The 21,977-nt window shown below is 39.4% G+C and carries 23 protein-coding genes; 15 read left to right on the forward strand and 8 right to left on the reverse strand.

Going from position 1 to position 21,977, the window contains the following annotated elements; genetic code table 11:
• Positions 1–5: 5 nt before the first annotated feature.
• From CBW18_RS13210 to CBW18_RS13235, 6 genes are all read left to right on the forward strand, one after another.
• A complete protein-coding gene (locus CBW18_RS13210; protein ID WP_088301802.1) occupies positions 6–773 on the forward strand; it encodes a thiazole synthase in 768 nt (255 codons plus the stop codon).
• The gene (gene thiH / locus CBW18_RS13215) at positions 766–1,878 is read left to right on the forward strand and encodes a 2-iminoacetate synthase ThiH (protein ID WP_088301803.1); all 1,113 of its coding nucleotides are present in this window, start codon (positions 766–768) and stop codon (positions 1,876–1,878) included. The genes CBW18_RS13210 and thiH overlap by 8 nt, the downstream gene beginning before the upstream one ends.
• A 9-nt stretch (positions 1,879–1,887) precedes the next feature.
• A complete protein-coding gene (moeB, locus tag CBW18_RS13220) occupies positions 1,888–2,952 on the forward strand; it encodes a HesA/MoeB/ThiF family protein (protein ID WP_088301804.1) in 1,065 nt (354 codons plus the stop codon).
• Positions 2,936–3,772: a bifunctional hydroxymethylpyrimidine kinase/phosphomethylpyrimidine kinase gene (gene thiD, locus CBW18_RS13225; RefSeq protein ID WP_088301805.1), complete on the forward strand. Its 837-nt coding sequence runs from the start codon at positions 2,936–2,938 to the stop codon at positions 3,770–3,772. Before moeB ends, thiD begins: the two co-directional genes overlap by 17 nt.
• 181 nt (positions 3,773–3,953) lie before the next feature.
• Complete coding sequence (locus CBW18_RS13230; RefSeq protein WP_088301806.1) at positions 3,954–6,113, forward strand: FUSC family membrane protein; 2,160 nt, start codon at positions 3,954–3,956, stop codon at positions 6,111–6,113.
• Between the two features lie 138 nt (positions 6,114–6,251).
• Positions 6,252–6,662 carry an organic hydroperoxide resistance protein gene (locus tag CBW18_RS13235; protein ID WP_029285029.1) on the forward strand — a complete coding sequence of 137 codons (411 nt, stop codon included), beginning with the start codon at positions 6,252–6,254 and terminating at the stop codon, positions 6,660–6,662.
• 141 nt (positions 6,663–6,803) lie between these two features.
• On the opposite strand, the gene CBW18_RS13240 is transcribed toward CBW18_RS13235, so the two are convergent.
• The 4 genes from CBW18_RS13240 to CBW18_RS13255 form a co-directional block, all read right to left on the reverse strand.
• Positions 6,804–6,968 (reverse strand): hypothetical protein, encoded by a 165-nt coding sequence (locus CBW18_RS13240; RefSeq protein WP_253249031.1) that lies wholly within the window; start codon positions 6,966–6,968, stop codon positions 6,804–6,806.
• A 181-nt stretch (positions 6,969–7,149) separates the two neighbouring features.
• A complete protein-coding gene (mgtE, locus tag CBW18_RS13245) occupies positions 7,150–8,499 on the reverse strand; it encodes a magnesium transporter (protein WP_088301807.1) in 1,350 nt (449 codons plus the stop codon).
• Between the two features lie 201 nt (positions 8,500–8,700).
• On the reverse strand, positions 8,701–9,822 hold the full coding sequence (gene corA / locus CBW18_RS13250; RefSeq protein ID WP_172406524.1) for a magnesium/cobalt transporter CorA: 1,122 nt from the start codon (positions 9,820–9,822) through the stop codon (positions 8,701–8,703).
• Positions 9,822–10,433, reverse strand: a complete 612-nt coding sequence (locus CBW18_RS13255; RefSeq protein ID WP_088301808.1) for a WbqC family protein — start codon at positions 10,431–10,433, stop codon at positions 9,822–9,824. Before CBW18_RS13255 ends, corA begins: the two co-directional genes overlap by 1 nt.
• Positions 10,434–10,472: 39 nt before the next feature.
• On the opposite strand from CBW18_RS13255, the gene CBW18_RS13260 reads away from it, so the two are divergent.
• Together CBW18_RS13260 and CBW18_RS13265 are read left to right on the forward strand one after the other, a co-directional pair.
• The gene (locus CBW18_RS13260; protein ID WP_088301809.1) at positions 10,473–11,345 is read left to right on the forward strand and encodes a lysophospholipid acyltransferase family protein; all 873 of its coding nucleotides are present in this window, start codon (positions 10,473–10,475) and stop codon (positions 11,343–11,345) included.
• A gap of 5 nt (positions 11,346–11,350) precedes the next feature.
• The gene (locus CBW18_RS13265) at positions 11,351–12,364 is read left to right on the forward strand and encodes a glycosyltransferase family 2 protein (RefSeq protein WP_088301842.1); all 1,014 of its coding nucleotides are present in this window, start codon (positions 11,351–11,353) and stop codon (positions 12,362–12,364) included.
• Positions 12,365–12,464: 100 nt separating this feature from the next.
• Here the strand turns inward: CBW18_RS13265 and aroQ are convergent, their stop codons facing one another.
• Complete coding sequence (gene aroQ, locus CBW18_RS13270; protein WP_088301810.1) at positions 12,465–12,884, reverse strand: type II 3-dehydroquinate dehydratase; 420 nt, start codon at positions 12,882–12,884, stop codon at positions 12,465–12,467.
• A 195-nt stretch (positions 12,885–13,079) separates the two neighbouring features.
• Here aroQ and xerD point away from each other — a divergent pair, with 195 nt between their 5' ends.
• Positions 13,080–13,976, forward strand: a complete 897-nt coding sequence (gene xerD, locus CBW18_RS13275; protein WP_088301811.1) for a site-specific tyrosine recombinase XerD — start codon at positions 13,080–13,082, stop codon at positions 13,974–13,976.
• On the opposite strand, the gene prmC is transcribed toward xerD, so the two are convergent.
• Positions 13,951–14,814: a peptide chain release factor N(5)-glutamine methyltransferase gene (gene prmC / locus CBW18_RS13280; protein ID WP_088301812.1), complete on the reverse strand. Its 864-nt coding sequence runs from the start codon at positions 14,812–14,814 to the stop codon at positions 13,951–13,953. The genes xerD and prmC overlap by 26 nt on opposite strands.
• 81 nt (positions 14,815–14,895) lie before the next feature.
• Here prmC and ribD point away from each other — a divergent pair, with 81 nt between their 5' ends.
• Genes ribD through CBW18_RS13300 form a run of 4 tightly spaced genes read left to right on the forward strand, consistent with a single transcriptional unit; the run spans position 14,896 to position 18,287 of the window.
• The gene (gene ribD / locus CBW18_RS13285) at positions 14,896–15,951 is read left to right on the forward strand and encodes a bifunctional diaminohydroxyphosphoribosylaminopyrimidine deaminase/5-amino-6-(5-phosphoribosylamino)uracil reductase RibD (protein WP_088301813.1); all 1,056 of its coding nucleotides are present in this window, start codon (positions 14,896–14,898) and stop codon (positions 15,949–15,951) included.
• The gene (locus CBW18_RS13290; protein ID WP_088301814.1) at positions 15,948–16,814 is read left to right on the forward strand and encodes a DMT family transporter; all 867 of its coding nucleotides are present in this window, start codon (positions 15,948–15,950) and stop codon (positions 16,812–16,814) included. The genes ribD and CBW18_RS13290 overlap by 4 nt, the downstream gene beginning before the upstream one ends.
• Positions 16,801–17,415, forward strand: coding sequence for a YigZ family protein (locus CBW18_RS13295; protein ID WP_088301815.1), 615 nt, complete (start codon positions 16,801–16,803; stop codon positions 17,413–17,415). Before CBW18_RS13290 ends, CBW18_RS13295 begins: the two co-directional genes overlap by 14 nt.
• An 11-nt stretch (positions 17,416–17,426) precedes the next feature.
• Positions 17,427–18,287 (forward strand): nucleoside phosphorylase, encoded by an 861-nt coding sequence (locus tag CBW18_RS13300; RefSeq protein ID WP_088301816.1) that lies wholly within the window; start codon positions 17,427–17,429, stop codon positions 18,285–18,287.
• A 76-nt stretch (positions 18,288–18,363) separates the two neighbouring features.
• Here the strand turns inward: CBW18_RS13300 and CBW18_RS13305 are convergent, their stop codons facing one another.
• The gene (locus CBW18_RS13305) at positions 18,364–18,759 is read right to left on the reverse strand and encodes a DUF1398 domain-containing protein (protein WP_088301817.1); all 396 of its coding nucleotides are present in this window, start codon (positions 18,757–18,759) and stop codon (positions 18,364–18,366) included.
• A gap of 3 nt (positions 18,760–18,762) precedes the next feature.
• The gene (locus CBW18_RS13310; protein WP_088301818.1) at positions 18,763–19,809 is read right to left on the reverse strand and encodes an aldose epimerase family protein; all 1,047 of its coding nucleotides are present in this window, start codon (positions 19,807–19,809) and stop codon (positions 18,763–18,765) included.
• Positions 19,810–19,885: 76 nt separating this feature from the next.
• Between CBW18_RS13310 and CBW18_RS13315 the strand changes: the two genes are divergently transcribed.
• The gene (locus CBW18_RS13315) at positions 19,886–21,037 is read left to right on the forward strand and encodes a galactokinase (RefSeq protein WP_088301819.1); all 1,152 of its coding nucleotides are present in this window, start codon (positions 19,886–19,888) and stop codon (positions 21,035–21,037) included.
• Positions 21,038–21,101: 64 nt separating this feature from the next.
• On the forward strand, positions 21,102–21,632 hold the full coding sequence (locus CBW18_RS13320; protein WP_088301843.1) for an RNA methyltransferase: 531 nt from the start codon (positions 21,102–21,104) through the stop codon (positions 21,630–21,632).
• Positions 21,633–21,977 lie beyond the last annotated feature (345 nt).

Consider the following 21,977-nt stretch of genomic DNA (forward strand, 5'->3'; position numbering starts at 1 on the left):
AAACAATGCTAAAAATTGCAGATAAAACCTTCAGTTCACGATTGTTTACCGGCACCGGAAAATTCAGTTCTGCTGCATTAATGGAAGAAGCCTTACTCGCATCTGGCTCAGAACTGGTTACCGTAGCCCTCAAACGGGTGGATGTCAGAAACAACGAAAATGACGATTTATTAATTCGTTTAAAGTATCCCCATATCAATTTATTGCCCAATACTTCTGGTGTCCGAAATGCTAAAGAAGCTGTTTTTGCCGCTCAACTGGCACGTGAAGCACTGGAAACCAACTGGATCAAACTGGAAATTCATCCCGATCCTAAATACCTGATGCCCGACCCTATTGAGACCTTAAAAGCAACTGAAGAGCTGGCCAGGTTAGGATTTATCGTGTTGCCCTATATTCATGCCGACCCGGTTTTGTGTAAGCGCCTTGAGGATGCCGGTACTGCTGCAGTAATGCCGCTGGGATCGCCCATAGGAAGTAACAAAGGTTTAAAAACCATTGACTTTTTAGAAATTATCATCAGCCAAAGCAATGTCCCGGTGATTGTTGATGCCGGCATTGGTTCACCATCTGACGCTGCCCGGGCAATGGAAATCGGCGCCGATGCAGTATTGGTTAATACAGCCATTGCCGTCTCTGCTAACCCTACATCAATGGCTGCTGCATTTAAAATGGCTGTAGCGGCCGGACGTATGGCCTTCGAAGCCAAATTAGCCTTACCTGTTTCACATGCTGTTGCCAGCAGTCCCTTAACCGCTTTTTTAGATGAATAGTTTTACTGATCTTTTCGATACGTATAATTGGAATGAAACCAAAGCCAGTATTTATGCCAAAACTCCGGCCGATGTAGAACAAGCTTTATCCTCGTCCAAAAGAACGCTGGAAGATTTTAAAGCATTGGTTTCACCCGCTGCTGCACCATACCTGGAGCAAATGGCACAGATAAGTCAGCAATTAACTCAGAAACGTTTTGGTAAAGTATTGCAAATGTATGTGCCGCTATATTTATCGAATGAATGTAACAATATCTGTACGTATTGTGGTTTCAGTTATGACAATAAGGTTAAACGTAAAACACTTTCCATGATGGAAGTAATGCAGGAGGTGGCAGCCATTAAAGAAATGGGTTATGAACATGTGCTGCTCGTTACCGGTGAAGATAATGTGAATGTTCATGTAGATTATTTTAAAAAAGTACTGCAACTCATTCGCCCGCATTTTGCGCACATTTCTATGGAAATACAACCCATGGATGAGGAAGACTATGCGCAACTTATCCCCTTTGGTTTAAATACGATTTTGGTTTACCAGGAAACCTATCACCAGGAAGATTATAAAAAGCACCATCCTAAAGGGAAAAAATCAAATTTTAAATACCGAGTGGAAACACCAGACCGCCTGGGTAAAGCAAACATTCATAAAATGGGACTTGGTGTATTGATCGGTCTTGAAGATTGGCGTACAGATTGTTTTTTTACAGCACTCCACCTCAACTATCTCGAAAAAAAATACTGGCAAAGTAAGTACAGCCTTTCTTTTCCAAGACTCCGCCCTTATAGCGGCGGACTGGAGCCTAAGGTAGAAATGAACGACCGTGAACTGGTACAACTGATCTGTGCTTACCGTTTGTTTAATGAAGAAGTAGAACTTTCTATCTCTACCCGTGAATCGCCAGCGTTCAGGAACAACATTATTAAACTTGGCATTACTTCCATCAGTGCCGGCTCAAAAACCAATCCTGGCGGCTATACCGTTGCACCAGAATCACTGGAGCAGTTTGAAATCAGTGATGAACGAAGTCCAGCCGAAATTTCCCGCCTCATTGCTGCACAAGGGTATGAAGCCGTATGGAAAGATTGGGATAATTGCTTAGCTTAATTGACAAATATGCTTACGAAAGAGGAACTGAAACAATATCAGCGGCAGCTGATTTTACCTGAATTAGGTCTGGATGGACAGGAAAAATTAAAGGCCGCCAGCATACTGATGATTGGTGCAGGCGGTTTGGGATGCCCGGTTTTACAATATCTGGTAGCTGCCGGGGTGGGCAATATTGGCATTGTAGACCATGATGTGGTTGAATTAACCAATTTGCACCGTCAAATTTTATATGCTGCTGCAGATGTAGGTAAACCCAAAGCACTAACCGCCAGGGAAAAATTAACGCAGCTTAATCCCTTGGTAAAAATTACCGCCTACCAGGAAAGGTTAACAGCGGCTAATGCGCAAAAGCTAATCAGTTCCCATGATCTGATTATTGATGGTTCAGATAATTTCCCTACACGATACCTGGTGAACGATACCTGCGTATATGCAAATAAACCCCTGGTTTTTGGTTCTATTTATAAGTTTGAAGGACAGGTCTCTGTATTCAATCATCAGCAGGGACCAAATTACCGGGATCTTTTTGAAGAGCCTGCAGCTGAAGGGGAAGTACCAAACTGTAATGAAGTGGGCGTAATCGGTATGCTGCCCGGTATCATCGGTACCCTAATGGCCAATGAGGCAATTAAAGTGATTTGTGGCTTTGGTGAAACATTGTCTGGCAGGTTGCTCACCATGAACACACTCGATTGCAGCGTGAATATCTTTAACATTGCTACGCAAAAGCAAAACAGCTCCATGCCGCTAACGGCTGAAAATAATCCGGATGATAGAGAGAAACATGAAATTTCAATAAACCGCCTTAAAAACTGGCAAGCTGCAACACCAGCAGAAGTTTTTTTGGTTGATGTGCGTGAAGATTACGAATTCGAAGAATTTAACATTGGGGGCATAAATATTTCCTTATACCATCTTCACGAACATCTTTCAACATTTCCGGCTGATCAGAAACTGGTATTCATCTGCCAGACAGGGCAGCGGAGCAAGATGGCGGTAAACATGGTTAAGCCATTCTTTAAAGGAGAAATTTTTACTGTAAAAAATGGGATTGATGGATATGCGCTATAAGTATGTTTCTATACTTACCATTGCCGGATCAGATAGTGGTGGCGGTGCTGGAATACAGGCAGATATCAAAACATTCAGTGCGCTTGGGTGCTATGGTACTTCTGCGATTACCACGGTTACCGTTCAGAATACTGTAGGTGTCTCGGCAGTCCATTCCATTCCGTCAGAAATTGTTCAGGGACAAGTCATCGCTGTACTGGAAGATATTCAGCCTTCAGCAATTAAAATCGGGATTATTCCTGAAGCAGCTCAGGTACATGCCATTTCAGAAATTTTAAGCATTTACCCAAAAATTCCGGTCATCCTGGATCCGGTCATGGTATCTACCAGTGGATTTCAGCTGATCGAAAATGACGCCATTAAAGTCCTCCAAAGGGAATTATTTCCTTTAAGTCATTTGGTTACACCAAATATCGATGAAGCTGAAATCTTAGCAGCCATAAAAATCCACACCATTGATGATATGATACAGGCTGCCAGAAGTATCCTTCAAACGGGATGTAAAGCCGTTTTAATTAAAGGAGGCCATATGAAAGGACCAGACCTTTATGATGTTTATCTTGATCAGAATGGTACAGAAAAAACCTTCCGCTCAATGGCAATCCAAACACCAAATACCCATGGAACAGGCTGCACGCTCTCTGCCGCCATTGCTGCCTTTATTGCGCTAGGCCATGATCTGACTGAATCTATTCAAAGAGCGAAAAGTTTTGTGCAGGAAGCCATCAGCGCAGGTGCTGATGTTAAAACGGGAAATGGTAAGGGACCTTTAAATCATTTTCATAAGGCGCAGGATCTGATTAAGAAAGCGCTGGAATAATTGCGATCGACATGAATATATCATTATGACTGTGCATTTCAAAAACCATATTCTGACCATTTTTACATTATAGATATGGAAAATGTTGTCGGTTCTGAAAGTGCCTGAATGCAGTATCGAAAACCTCAAAAAACTTCATTTTCCGCCAACAAAAAGCTGTTGATAATGTTATTTTTGTAACATGCAGATCAGGCAACCCATCCGGAATATTCAGGATTTTTTATTGAGTACATATTTTGCCGATGGTTTGCGCATTACCATGGGCGTCCTCCTGCCCTCACTTATCCTGGCGCAATTCTCCATGCTGAAATATGGCATGACTTTATCTTTAGGTGCCTTGTGTGTGAGCATTGTGGATAGTCCGGGGCCAATGGTACACCGGCGCAATGCCATGCTGGTTACAACCGTTTTAATTTTCGTATTTTCTATTTTAACCGGCCTCACCAATAAGAGTGAGTATTTTGTCGCTTTCCTGCTTGCTGTCTCGAGTTTTGTATTTTCAATGTTTTACATTTATGGCATTCGTGCGGCATCTGTGGGTACAGCTGTTCTGTTGATTATTGTCTTAAGTATCGATGATCTTCGCCCCTGGCAGGAAGTGCTCAAATATGCCTTCATGGTGCTGGCGGGAAGCCTTTGGTATACCGGACTAAGCTATTTTTTTTACAGACTTCGCCCTTTCCGCCTGGTGCAGCAATCTTTAAGTGATTCTATTTTTGAGGTGGCCGAATTTTTAAGAGAAAAGGCAAAATTTTATCATCAGCATGCCAATTACGATAAAACCTACGCAGAACTGCTTCAATTGCAGGTTTCTGTTCATGAGAAACAGGATGCCGTTCGTGAATTATTGTTCAGGACAAGGGAAATTGTTCGTGATTCAAGTCCGGAAGGCCGGTTTTTGTTGTTGGTTTTTGTAGATATGGTTGACCTTTTTGAACAGGTCATGTCAACTTATTACAATTACGAGCATTTGCATGAACAATTTGATAAAGCCGGGATTTTAAAAGATTATGAGATGGCCATCAAACGGATCTCCTATGCGCTGGATGATATTGCTTTTGCCCTGAAAAGTGGTGGGAAACCAGTGCTTTCTAAAAGGTTGTTAATTGAGATTGAAAGGCTTAAAATTAAGATCAATGAACTGGAAAAGAATAACGTCAACCAGGAATATAATACGCTAGGCATCATTGCACTTAAAAATATTGAGGTAAACATCGAAAATATCCTGGCCCGGGTAAAAACGATCTTCAGTTACTTTAAGGTAAGAACGAGTCAGGATATCCGCAAAGCGGAGGTAGATACTGAAAAGTTTATCACCCGGCAGAAATTCGATTTTAAACTTTTTACAGAAAACTTAACTTACAGTTCCTCTACTTTCAGGCATTCGCTGAGGGTTACAGTAGTGATGCTCCTGGGCTTTGTGGTGGCTGAAATCCTGAATTTTTCGCATAGTTACTGGATTCTGTTAACGATTCTGGTGATTTCCAAACCTGGCTTTAGTTTAACAAAAGAGCGCAATTATCAGCGCTTAATTGGCACTACCGTAGGCGCTTTTGTGGGGATGGGTGTACTGACTTATATTGATGACCGTCATACCCTGTTTTTTATCCTGCTGATCTGTATGATCGGCAGTTATAGTTTCCAAAGGAAAAACTATGTAGTAAGTGTGTTGTTTATGACGCCCTATATCCTGATCTTATTTGATTTTCTTGGGATGGGTTCTATTGCGCTCGCAAGGGAGCGCATTTACGATACCTTTATTGGTTCGGGCATAGCCCTTTTGGCAAGTTATTCCCTATTCCCTACCTGGGAGCGTGAAAAGTTAAAAGAAGCCATGTTGAATATCATCAAGGCAAACAAGGCTTATTATGAACAGGTGGCTGGCTTGTATTTTGAAAAAAACTACAGCAGAACAGATTATAAATTAGCCCGAAAAGAGGTTTATGTGAGTACAGCAAACCTGGCCTCACTCTTTCAGCGCATGTTTTCTGAACCTAAAAGTAAACAGCTTTTTATTAAAGAGGTGCACCAGTTTACCACGCTGAACCATTTGTTGTCTTCCTACGTGGCTACATTATCCTTATACAATAAAGAACATGCCTTTACTTTTGAGAGTTTCGATGCCCTGAAGCCAATGTCAAATAATACGGAATACTTATTTGATATGGCGATTGAAAACCTGGAGCAAAATAAGGGTACCTTAGATAATGTACCACTGATCAGAATGGCAGATACCGGTTTTAAAATTCATCAGGGACAAGACCTGATTCCGGAACAATTTGATCTGATACAGAAAGTGGCCTATGATATTTATAAGCTGACCTTTAAGATTAAAATATAATTTCCTTGCTGCGCACTTCCAGCGGTAAACCTTCTGAATAAGAAGGCCTTGTATCTTTTCAACGACATACCCATTCTGAGCGGCTCAAACAATGGTCGCAATGCTTTGTTAGATTTAAAAACAAAGACATATTTTATCATGGAAAAATTATATACAGCTGAAGTTACAGCTACAGGCGGCAGAGACGGTCACGTTAAATCAAGTGATGGAATTTTAGATTTTGAATTAAGAAAGCCAAAGGAAATGGGTGGCCAGGGTGGTGCTACAAATCCGGAAGAACTATTTGCAGCTGCATGGGGACCATGTTACCTGGGTGCATTGGGTTCTGTTGCGGAACGTGAGGGCGTAGATGTAAGTGAAGCAAATGTTAAGGTGTTGGTTTCGTTTAATAAGGACGGGAATGCTTTTGCATTATCTGCTGATTTGGATGTTCATATCCCGGGCATTACGCTGGAAGAATCTCAGTCTATTGCAGATAAGGCTCACCGTGCTTGTCCATACTCTAAAGCTGTAAAAGGCAATATTGAGGTAAGGGTAACAGCCGTATAAGCAATTCACTCTTATTATAGTTGATGTGAGTCTCGACAAATCGGTATTGATTTGTCGAGACTTTTTTGCTGGTGATGAAAATAAATAACATTCAGCAGTTTCCTGACTGTCGGGCTTATATAGCGCCATAAAAAATATTCGTTATATCTCTTCTACTTTTACAATTGTGTGAGCAGGCCTGCCATTTTTAAACGCATCACGTGTTTTTAACCCTAAGAGTTCAAACATCGCCATATCATCAATAAAAGCAGGATTAGTTGTGGTTAGCAATTTGTCTCCTGCAAAAATGGAACTGGCACCGGTCATAAAGCAAAAAGGCTTGTTCTAAAGTGCTCATGTCATTTCTACCAGCAGATAAATTTTCCCGGTGGATGGTGGCTGCTTCATAAACCAGATCCAGAAATGGCCGGTTATAAATTTCGAGAATTTCTTATTTGCTCCGGTTGTGTCTTGTCGTTTTCATTGGATCAGAGTTTAGATTCATCATCTATAATAAAAGCTTACTGGCCAGGCCTAAAATCAGCATGAAGCCAAAAACATCGGTAAAGGTAGTAATGATGATGGAAGATGCAATAGCCGGATCAATTCCCACCCGTTTTAAAATTAACGGAATGCCGGCACCTGTTATACCTGCAATAAGGAGGTTACCTGTCATGGCAAGGAAGATCACCACCCCCAGCATCGGATTGCCGTCAAAAAAAACGGCAAATACAAATACAATTAAGCCATTTACGGCACCATTGATTAAACCAACGGTAAACTCTTTCAATACCGTTCTGTACGCTTGTTTATCCGTCAGGTCATAAAGGGAAATACGCCTTACAGTAACGGCAAGTGCCTGTGTAGCAGCGTTTCCGCCCATACCGGCAATGATGGTCATATAGGCCGCAAGTGAAGGAATGAGCTGAATGGTCGGGTCAAAATACCGCACAACCGATGAAGCAAGAAATGCTGTCCCCAAATTGATTACCAGCCAGGGCAAGCGCGATTTTACAGCTTCCACCCAATTTCCGCTTAATTCCTCATCTTCTGATACCCCTGAAATCTTTAAGATATCCTCCGTACTTTCAGCCTCCATAACATCGATCACATCATCGAAGGTGATCCTACCGAGTAATTTCTGATGTTCATCAATTACCGGAATACTGGTAAGGTTATATTGAGAAATCAGGTTGGCTACTTCTTCCTGATCAGTATCGGGATGCACATAAACCGCATCTATTTTAACCAGTTCGGTAATTTTAGCATTATGCCTGGCCTTAATAATATCTTTTAAAGAAACAATCCCCCTGAAAATGTCCTCATCATCTACGACATAAATGGTATAAAATTCTTCCATCTCCTCACTCTGGCGGATAATTTCATCGATTGCATCCTTTTTAGTGAGGTTAATGTTTACGCAGATCAGCTCGGTGTTCATTAAACCACCAGCCGTTTTTTCGTCGTAAGTTAAGAGGTTTCTGATTTCCGAAGCATGTTCATCCTGCAGATCTTCCAGAATTTCATTTTGCTCGTGATCTTCGAGTTGCGAGATAATGTCTGTGGCATCATCGTAATCCAGTTCTTCGATTACTTCTGTACGCTTATCCGGATGAAGCTGAAAAAGTAAATTCTCAGGGTGAGATTCCTCATCCATTTCTGAGATAATCTCAGATGCAATTTCTGCCGGAAGGAGGTTAATAATATGCTGCTGCTCAGATTGATCTAAACGCTCAAAAAGTATGGCAATTTCAGAGGCATGATAATCATCTAAAACCGCCTTTAAGATTTCATCACCAGCTAAAATTGCATTTTTAACCTTTAGTACGTCGCTTTTATCAATTTCGAATGACTGCATTTATAACCTAACCTAAAACTTTCTAAAGCTACTAATAAAAAGTTTTTAAAACCTATTCTTTGCCCATCATTTCAGAGATCATATGAATGGTTTTCAACTTTTGGTGTCCATTCACAAGCGTTATTTAAATGAAATACAGCATCAGAATGTTTAACCTGATTAGATTTCACAAGTCATTAATTAACGTTGGATGCAGTGTTTTTATTTAAACCAGCCCTTACGCCAAAAATAAATGACTTGCGCCAAAGCAATCACCCCCATTACAATCCAGGTCCATAAATAACCATGCGGACTATACAGTTCGGGCATATTGTGTGGCAGAATTTTCCCGGTTACCGGATCTTCGCGGCTAAAGTTCATGCCATAAATACCGGCAATAAAGGTTAAGGGAATAAAAATGGAAGAGATAATGGTGAGCACCTTCATAATTTCATTCATCCGGTTGCTGGTGATGGATAAGTTCATATCAATATTTGCAGAGGCAATCTCTTTCAGCGACTCTATAAAATCAATGATCTGGATGCAATGGTCGTAGGCATCCTTCATATAGGTCTTGGTTAAATCAGAAATCAAGGCGCTATCGGTCCGGATAATATCATTGAGTTTATCCCGTTCCGGCCAGGCTACTTTTCTGATGGTGATCAGCGATCGCTTGATGGCCTGCGTATCGTACATGATTCTTCTATCAGGATGATCATAAAGCCGATCTTCAATGGCATCTAATTCTTCTCCCCAGAAATTAAGCAAGGTAAAATAGTTATCTACAATCACATCCATGATGGCATACATCAGGTAGCTGCTGCCGCCAATCCGGATATTGCCCTTCCCCACTTCCAATCGTTTTCTTACCGGTTCGAAACAATCTGCATAAGTTTCCTGAAAGGTGATCAGGGTGCGTTCTGACAAAATAAAGGAGACCTGGTCATTGCATAAAACATCTTCATCTCCTAAATATAAATGCCTGCTTACTGCAAATAAGTATTTATCATTATCATACTCATCCAGCTTTGGCCGCTGGTAAGAATTGGTAATGTCTTCTAAAACCAACCTGCTGATATCGAATTTTTCAAAAAGTGTTTCAAAAATATTCGGATCTCCCAGTCCTTTTATATCAAACCAATAATAAAAATCTTTATTCTTAACCAGCTGGTCGATGTTATTGATATGGGGTAATTCTTCCTTTTTATAGGTTCCCTCATGATAGGTATGCAGTGTTATTTTAGGTTTTAACGCATTATCATCAATTTCATACAGCCCCGGACTGGTGCCTGGAACAGGTACATTATAATGTTTATGCCGGTTGCGTGGTTTACTTTTTCCCATTACAGATATAATTTGGCCTGCGGCCCCTGATTAAACAGCAGGTCTACAATACTTAAATTTGGCAAAAATTCATGCCTGTCTTCAAAAACCTGATAATAAGGCTTATTGTTTGCCTGCAGTTCAGCTTTCTTCGGATTCATCATGCCCCGGTAATCCAGTTCAGCAGGAATATCATCCTGATAATCTGATGTTACTTCGAGTTCGAAAGGAAGTTTCAATTTTTTATTTAACCAGGCCAGTAATTCCAGGTTATAATCAAACAGGAAATCAAATTTTTCATGATAGAAACGTGCCAGCTCATCCTCATAAAATTCAAAGTAGGCAGAACTCCGGTAGCAGGTTTCTAAACTGAGCCAATGTAAACGCTGCCATTTAAAATCATAGCTGATGCGTACATCTTTCATTTTTGTATGGTTTTTAGCACCTTTAATGATTGGAACAGTTAAATCCAGCTTACCATTGGGCGAATAGATACTGGCCCGGTTACGGTAGGTTTGTTTCGCCAGGTGTTCGTTTTTTTCAATTAAAAAATCCTGCCCCACCTTTTGCAATAAACTAAAATAGCCTACCGGCGGAAGATAAAATAATGGAAGTATAGCTGTATTCTGCATTTGAAGATTTATGTTTGTAGCTGAAACGTTTTAAAAATAATGATTAAAAGAGGATTTGCGCATATAGGCGTATTTTTTTTATTTCTGATTTCGCTGCTGCCTCTGCCCCTGCTCTTTTTTTTTGCAAGATTACTATATTATCTGCTTTATTACCTTATCGGCTATCGAAAAAAAGTGGTTCGCGGGAATTTAAGGCAATCATTTCCAGAAAAATCTGAATCTGAAATTATTGAAATTGAAAAAAAATTCTTTAGATTTTTATCTGAACTCATTTTCGAAATTGTAAAAATGACTACCATATCAAAAAAGGAGACCCTGAAAAGAGTCACTTTTGAAGGTTTGGAACATCTGGAAAAACATTTCAAAGCTGGTGAGAGTGTGCTGGCCTGTACCGGTCATTATGGAAACTGGGAACTGGGAACGCTCGCTCTGGGCCTAAACCTATCTGCCAAAACACTGGTGATTTATAAACCCATGAGCAATAAAATATTTGAATCATGGTTTAGCAAAATCCGTACACAATACGGCAATATTTTTATCGCGATGCGACAAACCTTAAGAGGTATGACTGCGTATAAAAATGAACCTACCCTTTTATGTTTTGCCAGTGATCAGGCACCTACAAGAGAGGAAACCAGGTATTTCGTAGATTTTCTGCATCAGCCCACCGCGGCTTTACTGGGCGTAGAAAAGATTGCAAAATCGACAAACAGACCGATTTATTTTTTTAAGGTAACCGTTGTAAAAAAAGGTTATTACCATGTCAAAGTGCTGCCTATGTGTTTAAATCCTTCAGCAATGAAAGATTATGAAATTACAAACCTGCATTTCAAATTTTTAGAAAATATTATTAAAGAACAGCCTCAATACTGGCTTTGGAGCCACAAACGCTGGAAATTTAAACCTGAATAATGTCAATGAATCCCGCTGTAGCCGTTGTGATCTTAAACTGGAATGGAAAAGCATTTCTGGAAAAATTTTTGCCTGGAGTATTACGCTCTGAATATGATAACCTGCAGGTTATTGTTGGCGATAATGCTTCTACAGATGATTCCATTTCTTTCTTAGAGGAGCATTTCCCCACGGTTGAAATTTTAAAGAATGATATTAATTATGGTTTTGCAGGTGGCTATAATAAGGTACTGGAGCGCGTATCAGCTGATTATTACATTCTCCTAAACTCGGATGTGGAAGTCACTGCCAATTGGATTAAGCCGGTTATCTCTTTAATGGAAAGCGATGTTAAAATTGCAGCGGCACAACCTAAAATCAAATGGCAGCTGAATAAAGAGCAGTTTGAATATGCCGGTGCGGCTGGTGGCTACCTGGATATCTATGCCTATCCTTTTTGTCGCGGCCGTTTATTTAATGTTTATGAATTTGACAGCGGACAATACAATGAACATTCAGAAGTGTTCTGGGCAAGTGGTGCTGCTTTTTTTATTAAAAGTCAATATTGGAAAGAAACCGGCGGGTTGGATGCCGACCTTTTTGCCCATATGGAAGAAATTGATCTTTGCTGGAGATTGAAAAACCTGGGTTATAAGATCATGTATTGTCCGGATGCTGAAGTTTACCATGTAGGTGGCGGTACCTTACAAACTGAAAACCCATTCAAAACCTATCTTAATTTTAGAAATAACCTGATTATTATGCAGAAAAACCTCCCTGCAACTGATGCCATTTTCAGGATTGCGATCAGGATGTGTATTGATTTTATTGCTTGGTGGCACTTTTTAATCAGTGGAAAACCTAAATTTACCCTAGCGGTAAGTAAAGGACACTGGCATTTTATCAAATCAATCAATAAAACGAATACCAAGCGAAAATTGCATCAGAAACCATATATACAACACGCCGGAGTTTATAATAATAGTGTGGTATGGGCCTTTTTTATAAAAAAAATAAGGTCTTTTGCAAATCTACGCTAGCAGCTTAGGTGATGTCAATAGCGTTTTTGATCTAATACATTAAATTTTTAACCGTGATAAAACCACCTTTAATAACCAAGGCTTCTATCCTCAGGTACTATTATTTAATGATCAAACTTTCCAAAGCCAAACGATAGCCATCCATTCCAAAACCTGTTAATACACCCTGGCAATTTTTTCCGGTTAAAGAGATATGCCGGTACTCTTCGCGAGCATAAATGTTGGAGATATGTACTTCAACCACTGGCGTTTTAATAGCGGCAATAGCATCTGCCAGAGCAACCGATGTATGTGTGTAGCCACCAGCATTTAATATGATTCCATCAAAACTAAATCCGATCTCATGAAGCTTATTAATTAATTCCCCTTCTACATTACTCTGGTAATAATCAATTTCTATGTTTGGGTAAAGTGCTTTTAATTCCTGAACATAATCTTCAATACTGGTATTACCGTAAATAGAAGGTTCTCTAACACCCAATAGATTTAAATTCGGGCCATTTATAATTTGTACTTTCATGCGTTGTTTGTGATTTTGAAGGAGGTAAATTAGACTTAGGCTAATCTATTGCTTAAATTATACTACAATTATACTAAATGATATAAAAATTATAAGTTATTCTGATGAATGAATTTTAAGACTATAGCAATTCATCCTATCTTTGATTCCGGATGAATACCATTTTGATTTTCAAATCCATTAAATTTATACACTGTGTGGGATTCATATATTAAAGGTTTCAGGTCTTACTTAAAACTTGAAAGATCGCTTTCAGGCAATTCAGTGGAAGCCTATCTGGGTGATATCAGTAAACTTACCCATTATTATGACTCCATCCACCAGGCACCCGGTTTAAATGAGGTTACAGTGGCCGATTTAAAGGCTTTTTTATCCTGGTTAAATGATTTAGGCATGCTAGCCAGTACACAGGCACGTGTGATTTCAGGGTTAAAGGCTTTTTTTACTTACCTCATGATGGAAGAGCTGATTACCCATAATCCGGCAACGTTAATTGATGCACCAAAATTAAGCAGGAAACTTCCTGACACGCTGAATATTCACGAAATCAATGAACTGATAGATGCTATAGATGCCTCCCGGCCGGAAGGTATGCGTAACAAGGCGATTATAGAAGTGTTATATGGTTGTGGTTTACGCGTAACGGAGTTGACAGAACTGAAAATCTCCAATCTTTACCCGCAAATTGAATTTATTAAAGTGATTGGAAAAGGAAACAAAGAACGTTTGGTTCCTATCGGAGGTGTGGCCTTGAAACTGCTCGATATTTATATGCATCAGATCAGGGTGCACATGAAGATTAAAAAAGGAAACGAGGACTTTATTTTTTTAAACCGTTTTGGCGCTAAACTGTCCAGGATTTCCATTTTTAACCTGATTAAAAGCCTGGCTGCAGCCATAGGATTGAAGAAAACCATTAGTCCACATACTTTAAGGCATTCTTTCGCTACACATTTAATAGAAGGCGGGGCAGATTTAAGGGCAGTTCAGGAAATGCTTGGACATTCCAGCATCACCACTACCGAAATTTATACGCATATTGACCGCGATTATTTACATGAAGTAATTACACAATTTCATCCGAGAGCTTAGCCTTGATCATCCTGTCTTTTCCCTGCATGTCTTTTTTTAACTCAATGTTGGTAAACCCTTTGTCGTTTAACATATTCAACATTTCTTTAGTCAGGTATTCATTGATCTCAAAATACAATGCGCCATTATGCTGGAGATTATTCTTACCCAGTTCGGCAATGGCTTCATAAAAAACCAAAGGACTTTCATCAGTCACAAATAAAGCCAGATGTGGCTCATGCATCAAAACGTTTGCATGCATTTCGCTTTTTTCCAGTTCCCTGATGTAAGGTGGATTGCTCACGATGATATCAAATTTCTGTTCTGTATGATAGTTACACGCATCAGCCATTACAAACGTTACCTGCACACCAATGGATTCGGCATTTCTTGCAGCAACCGCAATGGCCTCAGGAGAAATGTCTATGGAGGTCACCACGGCATCAGGCAGGTATTTTTTTAAGGAAACAGGGATGCAGCCAGAACCTGTGCCGATATCCAATATATGGATATCTGGCCTACTTATTCCGGCATGATCCCGGATAATCCAGTCTACCAATTCTTCCGTTTCAGGCCTGGGAATCAAAACATGTTTGTTCACCTCTAATACGCTGCCATAAAAATGTGCCAGCCCAATAATATGCTGAATGGGTTTGCCGATTTTTAAATCGTTCAGGATGCTTAATAACTTCTGTTGTTCAACAAAACGAAGTGTACTATCCTTCGCCATGCGTAACTTTACCGGCGATAAGCCCAATACATGTTCTGCAGATAAACTGAATAAAGCTTCCGCCTCCTCCCCGCCATACATCAATTCCAGTTCAGTTTTATAGTGGGCTGCTAATGCTCCTATTTTCATTGGGCGTAAAATTACAGAATTGCAACCATAACATTTCTACATTCATCTAATCGATCGATCATTTTTACTACTTTTGCCACAATGAGCGATGCATTTTATCTTAAAAGATGCCTGGAGTTAGCGGCCCAGGCCATTGGACATGTTAACCCCAATCCCATGGTAGGCTGTGTTATCGTAGCTGAAGGAAAAATTATTGGCGAGGGTTATCATCAGCAATATGGTCAGGCCCATGCAGAGCCTAATGCCGTGCGAAATGTAATTGAAAGGTTTGGAGACGAAGCTGCAGATTTATTTAAAAAGGCAACTGCATATGTTAACCTGGAACCTTGTGCACATTTTGGGAAAACACCGCCGTGTGCTGATCTTTTCGTAAAACATCAGCTTAAAAAAGTGGTAATTGGAAACCGTGATCCTTTTGATGGTGTAGATGGTAAAGGAATTGAAAAACTTAAAAATGCAGGTATTGAAGTTGTCAGCGGGGTTTTGGAAGAAGAATGCCGCTATTTCAACCGCAGGTTTTTCACCAGAATCGAGCAAAAAAGACCATATATCATTTTAAAATGGGCAGAAACTGCCAATGGCTATTTTGCCACTAAAGATGGTCACCAGAAATGGATTAGTGGTGCTTTGGCTAAACGGTTGGCGCATCAGTGGCGAACGGAAGAAGATGCCATTTTGATTGGCAAACAAACCGCATTAATGGATAATCCTCAACTTACATCAAGGGAGTTTCCAGGGAAAAACCCGATCCGCTTGGTAATTGATAAGAATCTGCAAATACCTTTATCAAATAATGTTTATAACGCAGCAGCTAAAACCATTATTTTTAATGAGGTTAAAACAGATGTAGTCGAAAATATTCACTACATCCAAATGGAAGATATGCATTTTTACCTTGCACAAAAAATAGCTTTTCAGCTTTACCTGATGGATATCCAATCCGTTATTATCGAAGGTGGCGCGCAAATTCTCCGGCAGTTTCTGGAAGCCGGACTTTGGGATGAAGCACGGATTTTCACCTCATCCAACAGCTGGCATGAAGGTGTAGTTTCACCCGCAATTAATGGCAACCTGGTAGAGCAGACTCAGATTCAAAAAGATCAACTTTCTATTTACATAAATAATTTAATTAAATGATATACATCATTTTAAGTGTTCTTTGCAGCGTTACTGTGGCTGTATTGTTAAAGTTGGCTAAGCGGTATCAGATTAATATCATTCAAGCGGTAACCGTTAACTATTTTACAGCTTTAACGCTTTGTTTTTTATTTTTTAAGCCTGATGTACATTTGCTTGGCACATCTGCACCATGGCCTGTTTATATTGCACTTGCCATCCTGCTCCCCTCTATCTTTCTGGTATTGGCTGCATCTGTAAAAAAACTAGGCATTGTTAAAACTGATATAGCGCAACGCTTATCATTATTCATTCCTGTTTTAGCTGCTTATTTTATTTTTAAAGAAGGATTTAACGAATATAAAATTATCGGATTAGCAATTGGTTTTCTGGCTATTATTTTAACCTTTATCCGTAAATCAGATCAGGAAGCACAATCCAAACAGTGGGTTTATCCTATTGCAGTCTTTATTGGTTTTGGTGTTATTGATGTATTGTTTAAACAAATTGCACTTTACAAAGCCTTGCCATACACCACTTCGCTTTTTACTGTTTTTGCATTGGCTTTTATTGTATCAATTTTGCTGGTCTTTTTTATGGTCATCACCAGAAAAACCAAATTACAACTGGTTAACCTGGCCTGCGGACTAATTTTAGGCTGCTTTAATTTTGGAAACATTTTATTTTACATGAAAGCGCATAAGGCATTATCTGAAAATCCATCTACCGTGTTTGCGGCCATGAATATGGGGGTAATTGTAGTGGGCAGCTTAATCGGAATTATCATCTTTAAAGAGAAGTTGAGCAAATTAAATTACATTGGCATCTTTTTGGCCTTGGTGGCTGTTATATTTATTACTTTATCACAAAATGCTATTCGATGATGCTTATAAAACGATAGAAGATACTGCAGCGGGTATTTTCCGTGATAAGGGAAGTAAATTTTTGGCTTATGCTTATCCAATCCGATCGGAAGATGAAGTGAAGCCTATTATCTTAAAACTTAAAGCAGAGCATGGTAAAGCCAATCATTTCTGCTATGCTTATCGTTTAACGCCTGATCGTTCAGTCTTTAGAATCAATGATGACGGCGAACCATCGGGAACAGCTGGCCGTCCGATTCTGAACTGTTTATTATCAGCAGACCTGACAAATATTTTAGTGGTGGTAGTCAGGTATTTCGGCGGAACATTATTAGGAGTGCCAGGTTTAATTAATGCTTATAAAAACGCTTGTTTAGAAGTAGTTAAGGAAAGTAAAATTATAACTAATACTGTAAACGATGTGTATGAGGTCTGTTTTGATCACCTGCAAATGAATGACATTATGAAGCTTGTAAAAGATGAAAACCTGAAGGTTTTAGCACAACAGTTTGATACCAGTTGCAGCCTTAAATTTGAAGTTAGAAAATCTCATTTAAACCAGGTTTTAGGTAGATTTGAAAAGATAGACAATATAAAACTAAAATACCTGCAAACCATTTAAACCCAAACATGATGAAAATTGCAGAAAGCGACTTAATTATTAATCCTGACGGTAGTATATACCACTTAAATTTATTACCGGGTGATCTAGCAGATAATATCATCACCGTGGGCGACCCTGACCGCGTGAGCGATGTGAGTAAATACTTTGATCGCGTGGAATACAAAAAGGGTAAACGGGAATTCATTACCCATACGGGCTATGTTGGAGAAAAGAGGATTACGGTCATTTCTACAGGTATCGGCACAGATAATATTGATATTGTTTTCAATGAATTGGATGCACTGGTGAATATCGATTTTAATACCAGGCAGGTTAAAGAAAAATTAACCTCACTTAATATTATCCGAGTGGGTACTTCAGGGGCTGTTCAGCCAGATCTTCCCATGGGAACTATTTTAGCTTCTTCATATGGCCTGGGCATGGATGCCTTAATGAATTTTTACCTCAGCGAACCATCAGCAGAAGAAAACGAATTGCTGGCGGCAGTTCAATTGCATTTTAGTCATCTTAAGAAAGTTAATCCATACCTCACATCTGCCAGTAAAACATTACTAAATACAATCGGAAAAGGTTTGCCTCAAGGCATCACCATGACTGCGCCCGGTTTTTATGCACCACAGGGGAGAATGGTCAGGGCAAAAAATGCAGTCCCGGATTTTATTAAACTCATCAACAGCTTTAATAATGGTCAGCAACGCATTACCAACCTTGAGATGGAAACTGCCGGAATTTATGCCCTGGCCAAAGTTCTCGGACATCAGGCTTTATCCATCAATGCGATCCTGGCCAGCAGGGTTAAATTTGAGTTTAGTCAGACACCAAACCAAATTGTAGATCAGGCCATCAGGTTAGTTTTGGAGCGGATTTAACAGGAAGATATCAAGTGATAAAAATGGCTGTATTACATTTCAAATTGATGATACAGCCATTTTGGAAATCATATAATCAGGTAGCGGATATTTTTTCTTTAACCAGCTCATTCCCTGCTGTATCATAATAGGTGCAGGTCATATCTTTCAAATCTGTAATCCATTTTTCCACGCCGGCATCTGCAGCATGTTCACAAAACGAAATGAAACCTGTTTCTCCGGTTTGATGGATCTTCAACGCATGCTTCAACTTTTCTACAGAAGGTTCTACGCTAATCACCAAATCAGGATATTCTTCAGGACTAATCTGTAACACCTCTTCTTCGCTGGCAAAGTAAGCCGATAATCCGTTTGAAACATATACATCATTCCTTATTACCCCCATTTCCTTAAGCTCTTGAATAAACTGAGGAAAATCTGATCCACTTTTAATCCTGGATGTTGCTGCGTGAATATCTTCTTTGGTAAACATATTTTATTTGTTTAATGAAACTTTATAAATAGTGGTTTGTGTATACAGATCCTCTGGTTGCAGAATGGTATTTGGAAATGAAGGAATGTTTACCGCGTTGGGATGATGCTGGGTTTCTACACAAAAGCCCTCAAAACTTCCATAGTCTCTTCCACCCTTTCCGTTTTTCACCTCTAAATACTTGCCGGTATATAAATGTGCAATGGGTTCTGTCGTATAAACACTTAAAGTTAAACCGCTTTGCATTTCTGTTGTTTTGCTCGCCAGAGAGAGATCGCCATAAATTTTATCCAATACAAAAGATTGATCATATCCGGTGCTTTCGTTCCAATCCTTGCCAATCTCCTTTATCGACGTAAAATCAAGTGGTGTACCTGCAACAGGGATCAATTTTCCGGTTACAGAATAACCCTCATCCTGCTCCAGGTAATTTGAAGCGAAGATTTGCTGCTGATGTTTACTGACATTTCCACCTGTTGGCGACAGATTAAAATAACCATGGTGGGTTAAGTTTATCGGAGTAGCAGCGTCGGTTTCAGCTTCGTAACTTAAAATCAATTCATTATTTTCAGTTAATTGAAAGGTTAAATCGACAACTAAATTTCCCGGGAAATGCTCCTCACCATCTATACTTTCATATTGCAGGGTAACTGCGTTCTGGTCTTCCTCAATCTCGATGATATCCCATACTTTTCTATCAAAACCTACCAAACCACCATGCAGGGTGCTGTCAGCAGTATTCAGGGCCAGCTGATAATTTTCGGCACCAACAGTAAATTTACCACCTTTAATCCGGTTGGCATATCTTCCTATCACAGCACCTATGTAAGGGTATTCTTTTAAATATTCAGGATCAGTGTATTGCTCAAGCGTATCAAATCCAAGCACAATATCCTGTTTTTCGCCATTGATATTTTCGACGATGAATTGATTAATAATTGCACCATAATTGAATATTTTCACGTAAGTGCCTTTGCTGTTGGTGAGTTCAATGGCGAATACTTCCTCACCATCAATAAATTTACCAGTTGATATTTGCTGAACGCTCATAAATTGTAACTTAGGGCTTTTGTTTCTGAAACAAACATACCATTATTACTCGCTTTTAATAAATATTTTTAGCCAAATGAAAATTGAACTCGCACAAAAATTTGCTGAAGAATACAACAAAATTGCAGATGCAGTTTATTTTACTCCCGGACGTGTAAATTTAATTGGCGAACATATTGACTATAATGGTGGTTTAGTGATGCCTTGTGCCATCACAATGGGAACCTGGCTGGCTATATCAACAAATGAAATAGATTCTTACCGGTTGAAGAGTTTAAATTTTGAAGAAAAAATAACTGTTAAAAGTGCTGAAGTACAGGACAAAAAGGGAGGCCATTGGGCAAATTATCCGATAGGTATTATCAATGAATTTCTTAAAGATGGCAAGAAAATTCCCGGACTGGATTTTCTTTTTTTTGGAAATATTCCAATTGGTTCTGGCCTTTCCTCTTCCGCTTCCATTGAAATGGCTACCGCATTTGCTTTAAATGACTACTTTAACCTGGGATACGATAAGCTTGATCTGGTGAAGATGGCCAAACGCGTAGAAAACGATTTTATTGGTTTAAACTCCGGCATTATGGATCAGTTTGCTGTGGCCTTTGGTGAAAAAGATCAAGCCATCGTATTAGACTGTGAAACGTTGAAATATAAAATGGTTGATCTAGACTTGGGAAACCATGTTTTAGCCATTATCAACACCAATAAACCCAGGGAACTTGCAGACTCCAAATACAATGAACGTGTGGCGGAATGTCAGAAGGCTTTAAATTTATTGAATGAGGAAATTACCCTTCATTATCTTTGTGAACTGACTGCAGAAAAATTTGCCTTGCACAGTCATTTAATTAAAGATGAAATAGTATTGAACCGTGCCACTCATGTAGTTAAAGAAAATGACAGGGTGCATCAGGCGGTCAAAACATTGAATCATGGCGATCTGAAAGAATTTGGTCGTTTAATGTATGCCTCTCATCAATCGCTCAGAACGCTTTATGAGGTTAGCGGTAAGGAACTGGATGCTGTTGTTGATTACTGCTTAACTGATGAACATGTGCTTGGTGCCAGGATGACTGGTGCTGGTTTCGGTGGATGTGCAATTGCAATTCTTGAAAGGGGTTTTGAGGAAGACTTTTCCAAAAAACTTACAGATTTTTATGTAGAGCGGATCGGTTACCCAGCTGCAATCTATATCAGTGAAATTGGTAGCGGCCCGCTAAAACTTTAAATTAAAATTCAATATTTAGATAATGCCATGAACGATGATTTAGCTCTGCATGGCAAAGATGAGCATGAGAAAATTAAAATTAGATGAATTAAACCGCCCGGATGTTGAGGCATTTAAGGCACAGGAAAAATTGCCGGTAGTTGTGGTTTTAGATAATGTAAGAAGTATGCATAATGTGGGTTCCATATTTCGCACGGCAGATGGTTTTGCTTTAGAAAAAGTAATTTTATGTGGCATTACCGCGCAGCCGCCACACCGTGAAATTGAAAAAACTGCACTTGGAGCCACACAGTCGGTAGACTGGCTTCATTACCCGGATACCGTTTCTGCGGTGGAGGAGCTTAAAACATTGGGATATGAAATTGTTGCCATCGAACAAGCTGAAAACAGTACGATGCTGAATACCTTTAAACCAGATCCAGGTAAAAAGTATGCTTTAATTTTTGGCAACGAAGTAGATGGTGTAAGTGATGAAGTAATGGCCCAAATTGATGAGTGTATTGAAATTCCGCAGTTTGGAACCAAACATTCTTTCAATATTGTGATTTCTGCCGGAATTGTTTTCTGGGATTTCTTTGCTAAATTAAGGTTATAGACAATCCTTCAGCAGCACATATCTTCTATCTTCAAATAATTGGCTAAATGCTAAATTGTATACAAAACTATACATCCGATAACCTAAACTTAATCTTAATGTAACATTCTTGTGCAATTAATTTTACCTTCTAATCTTCTGACTGCTTGATGATTGACGTATTATTTCGACTTTGGCAAGGTTTTTTCTAACTAGTGACAAAACAGTAGGATCAAAATACTGTTTAACAAATATAAAATAGAGAAATGAATACGAGAATTACAAAATCAGCAATGTTGGTTGCATTATTGGGATTATCATCACAATTATTTGCACAAGAATCAACACCAACTACCTCTGGTAGAT

The organism is Pedobacter sp. AJM, assembly GCF_002197755.1.
Taxonomy (GTDB): Bacteria; Bacteroidota; Bacteroidia; order Sphingobacteriales; family Sphingobacteriaceae; genus Pedobacter.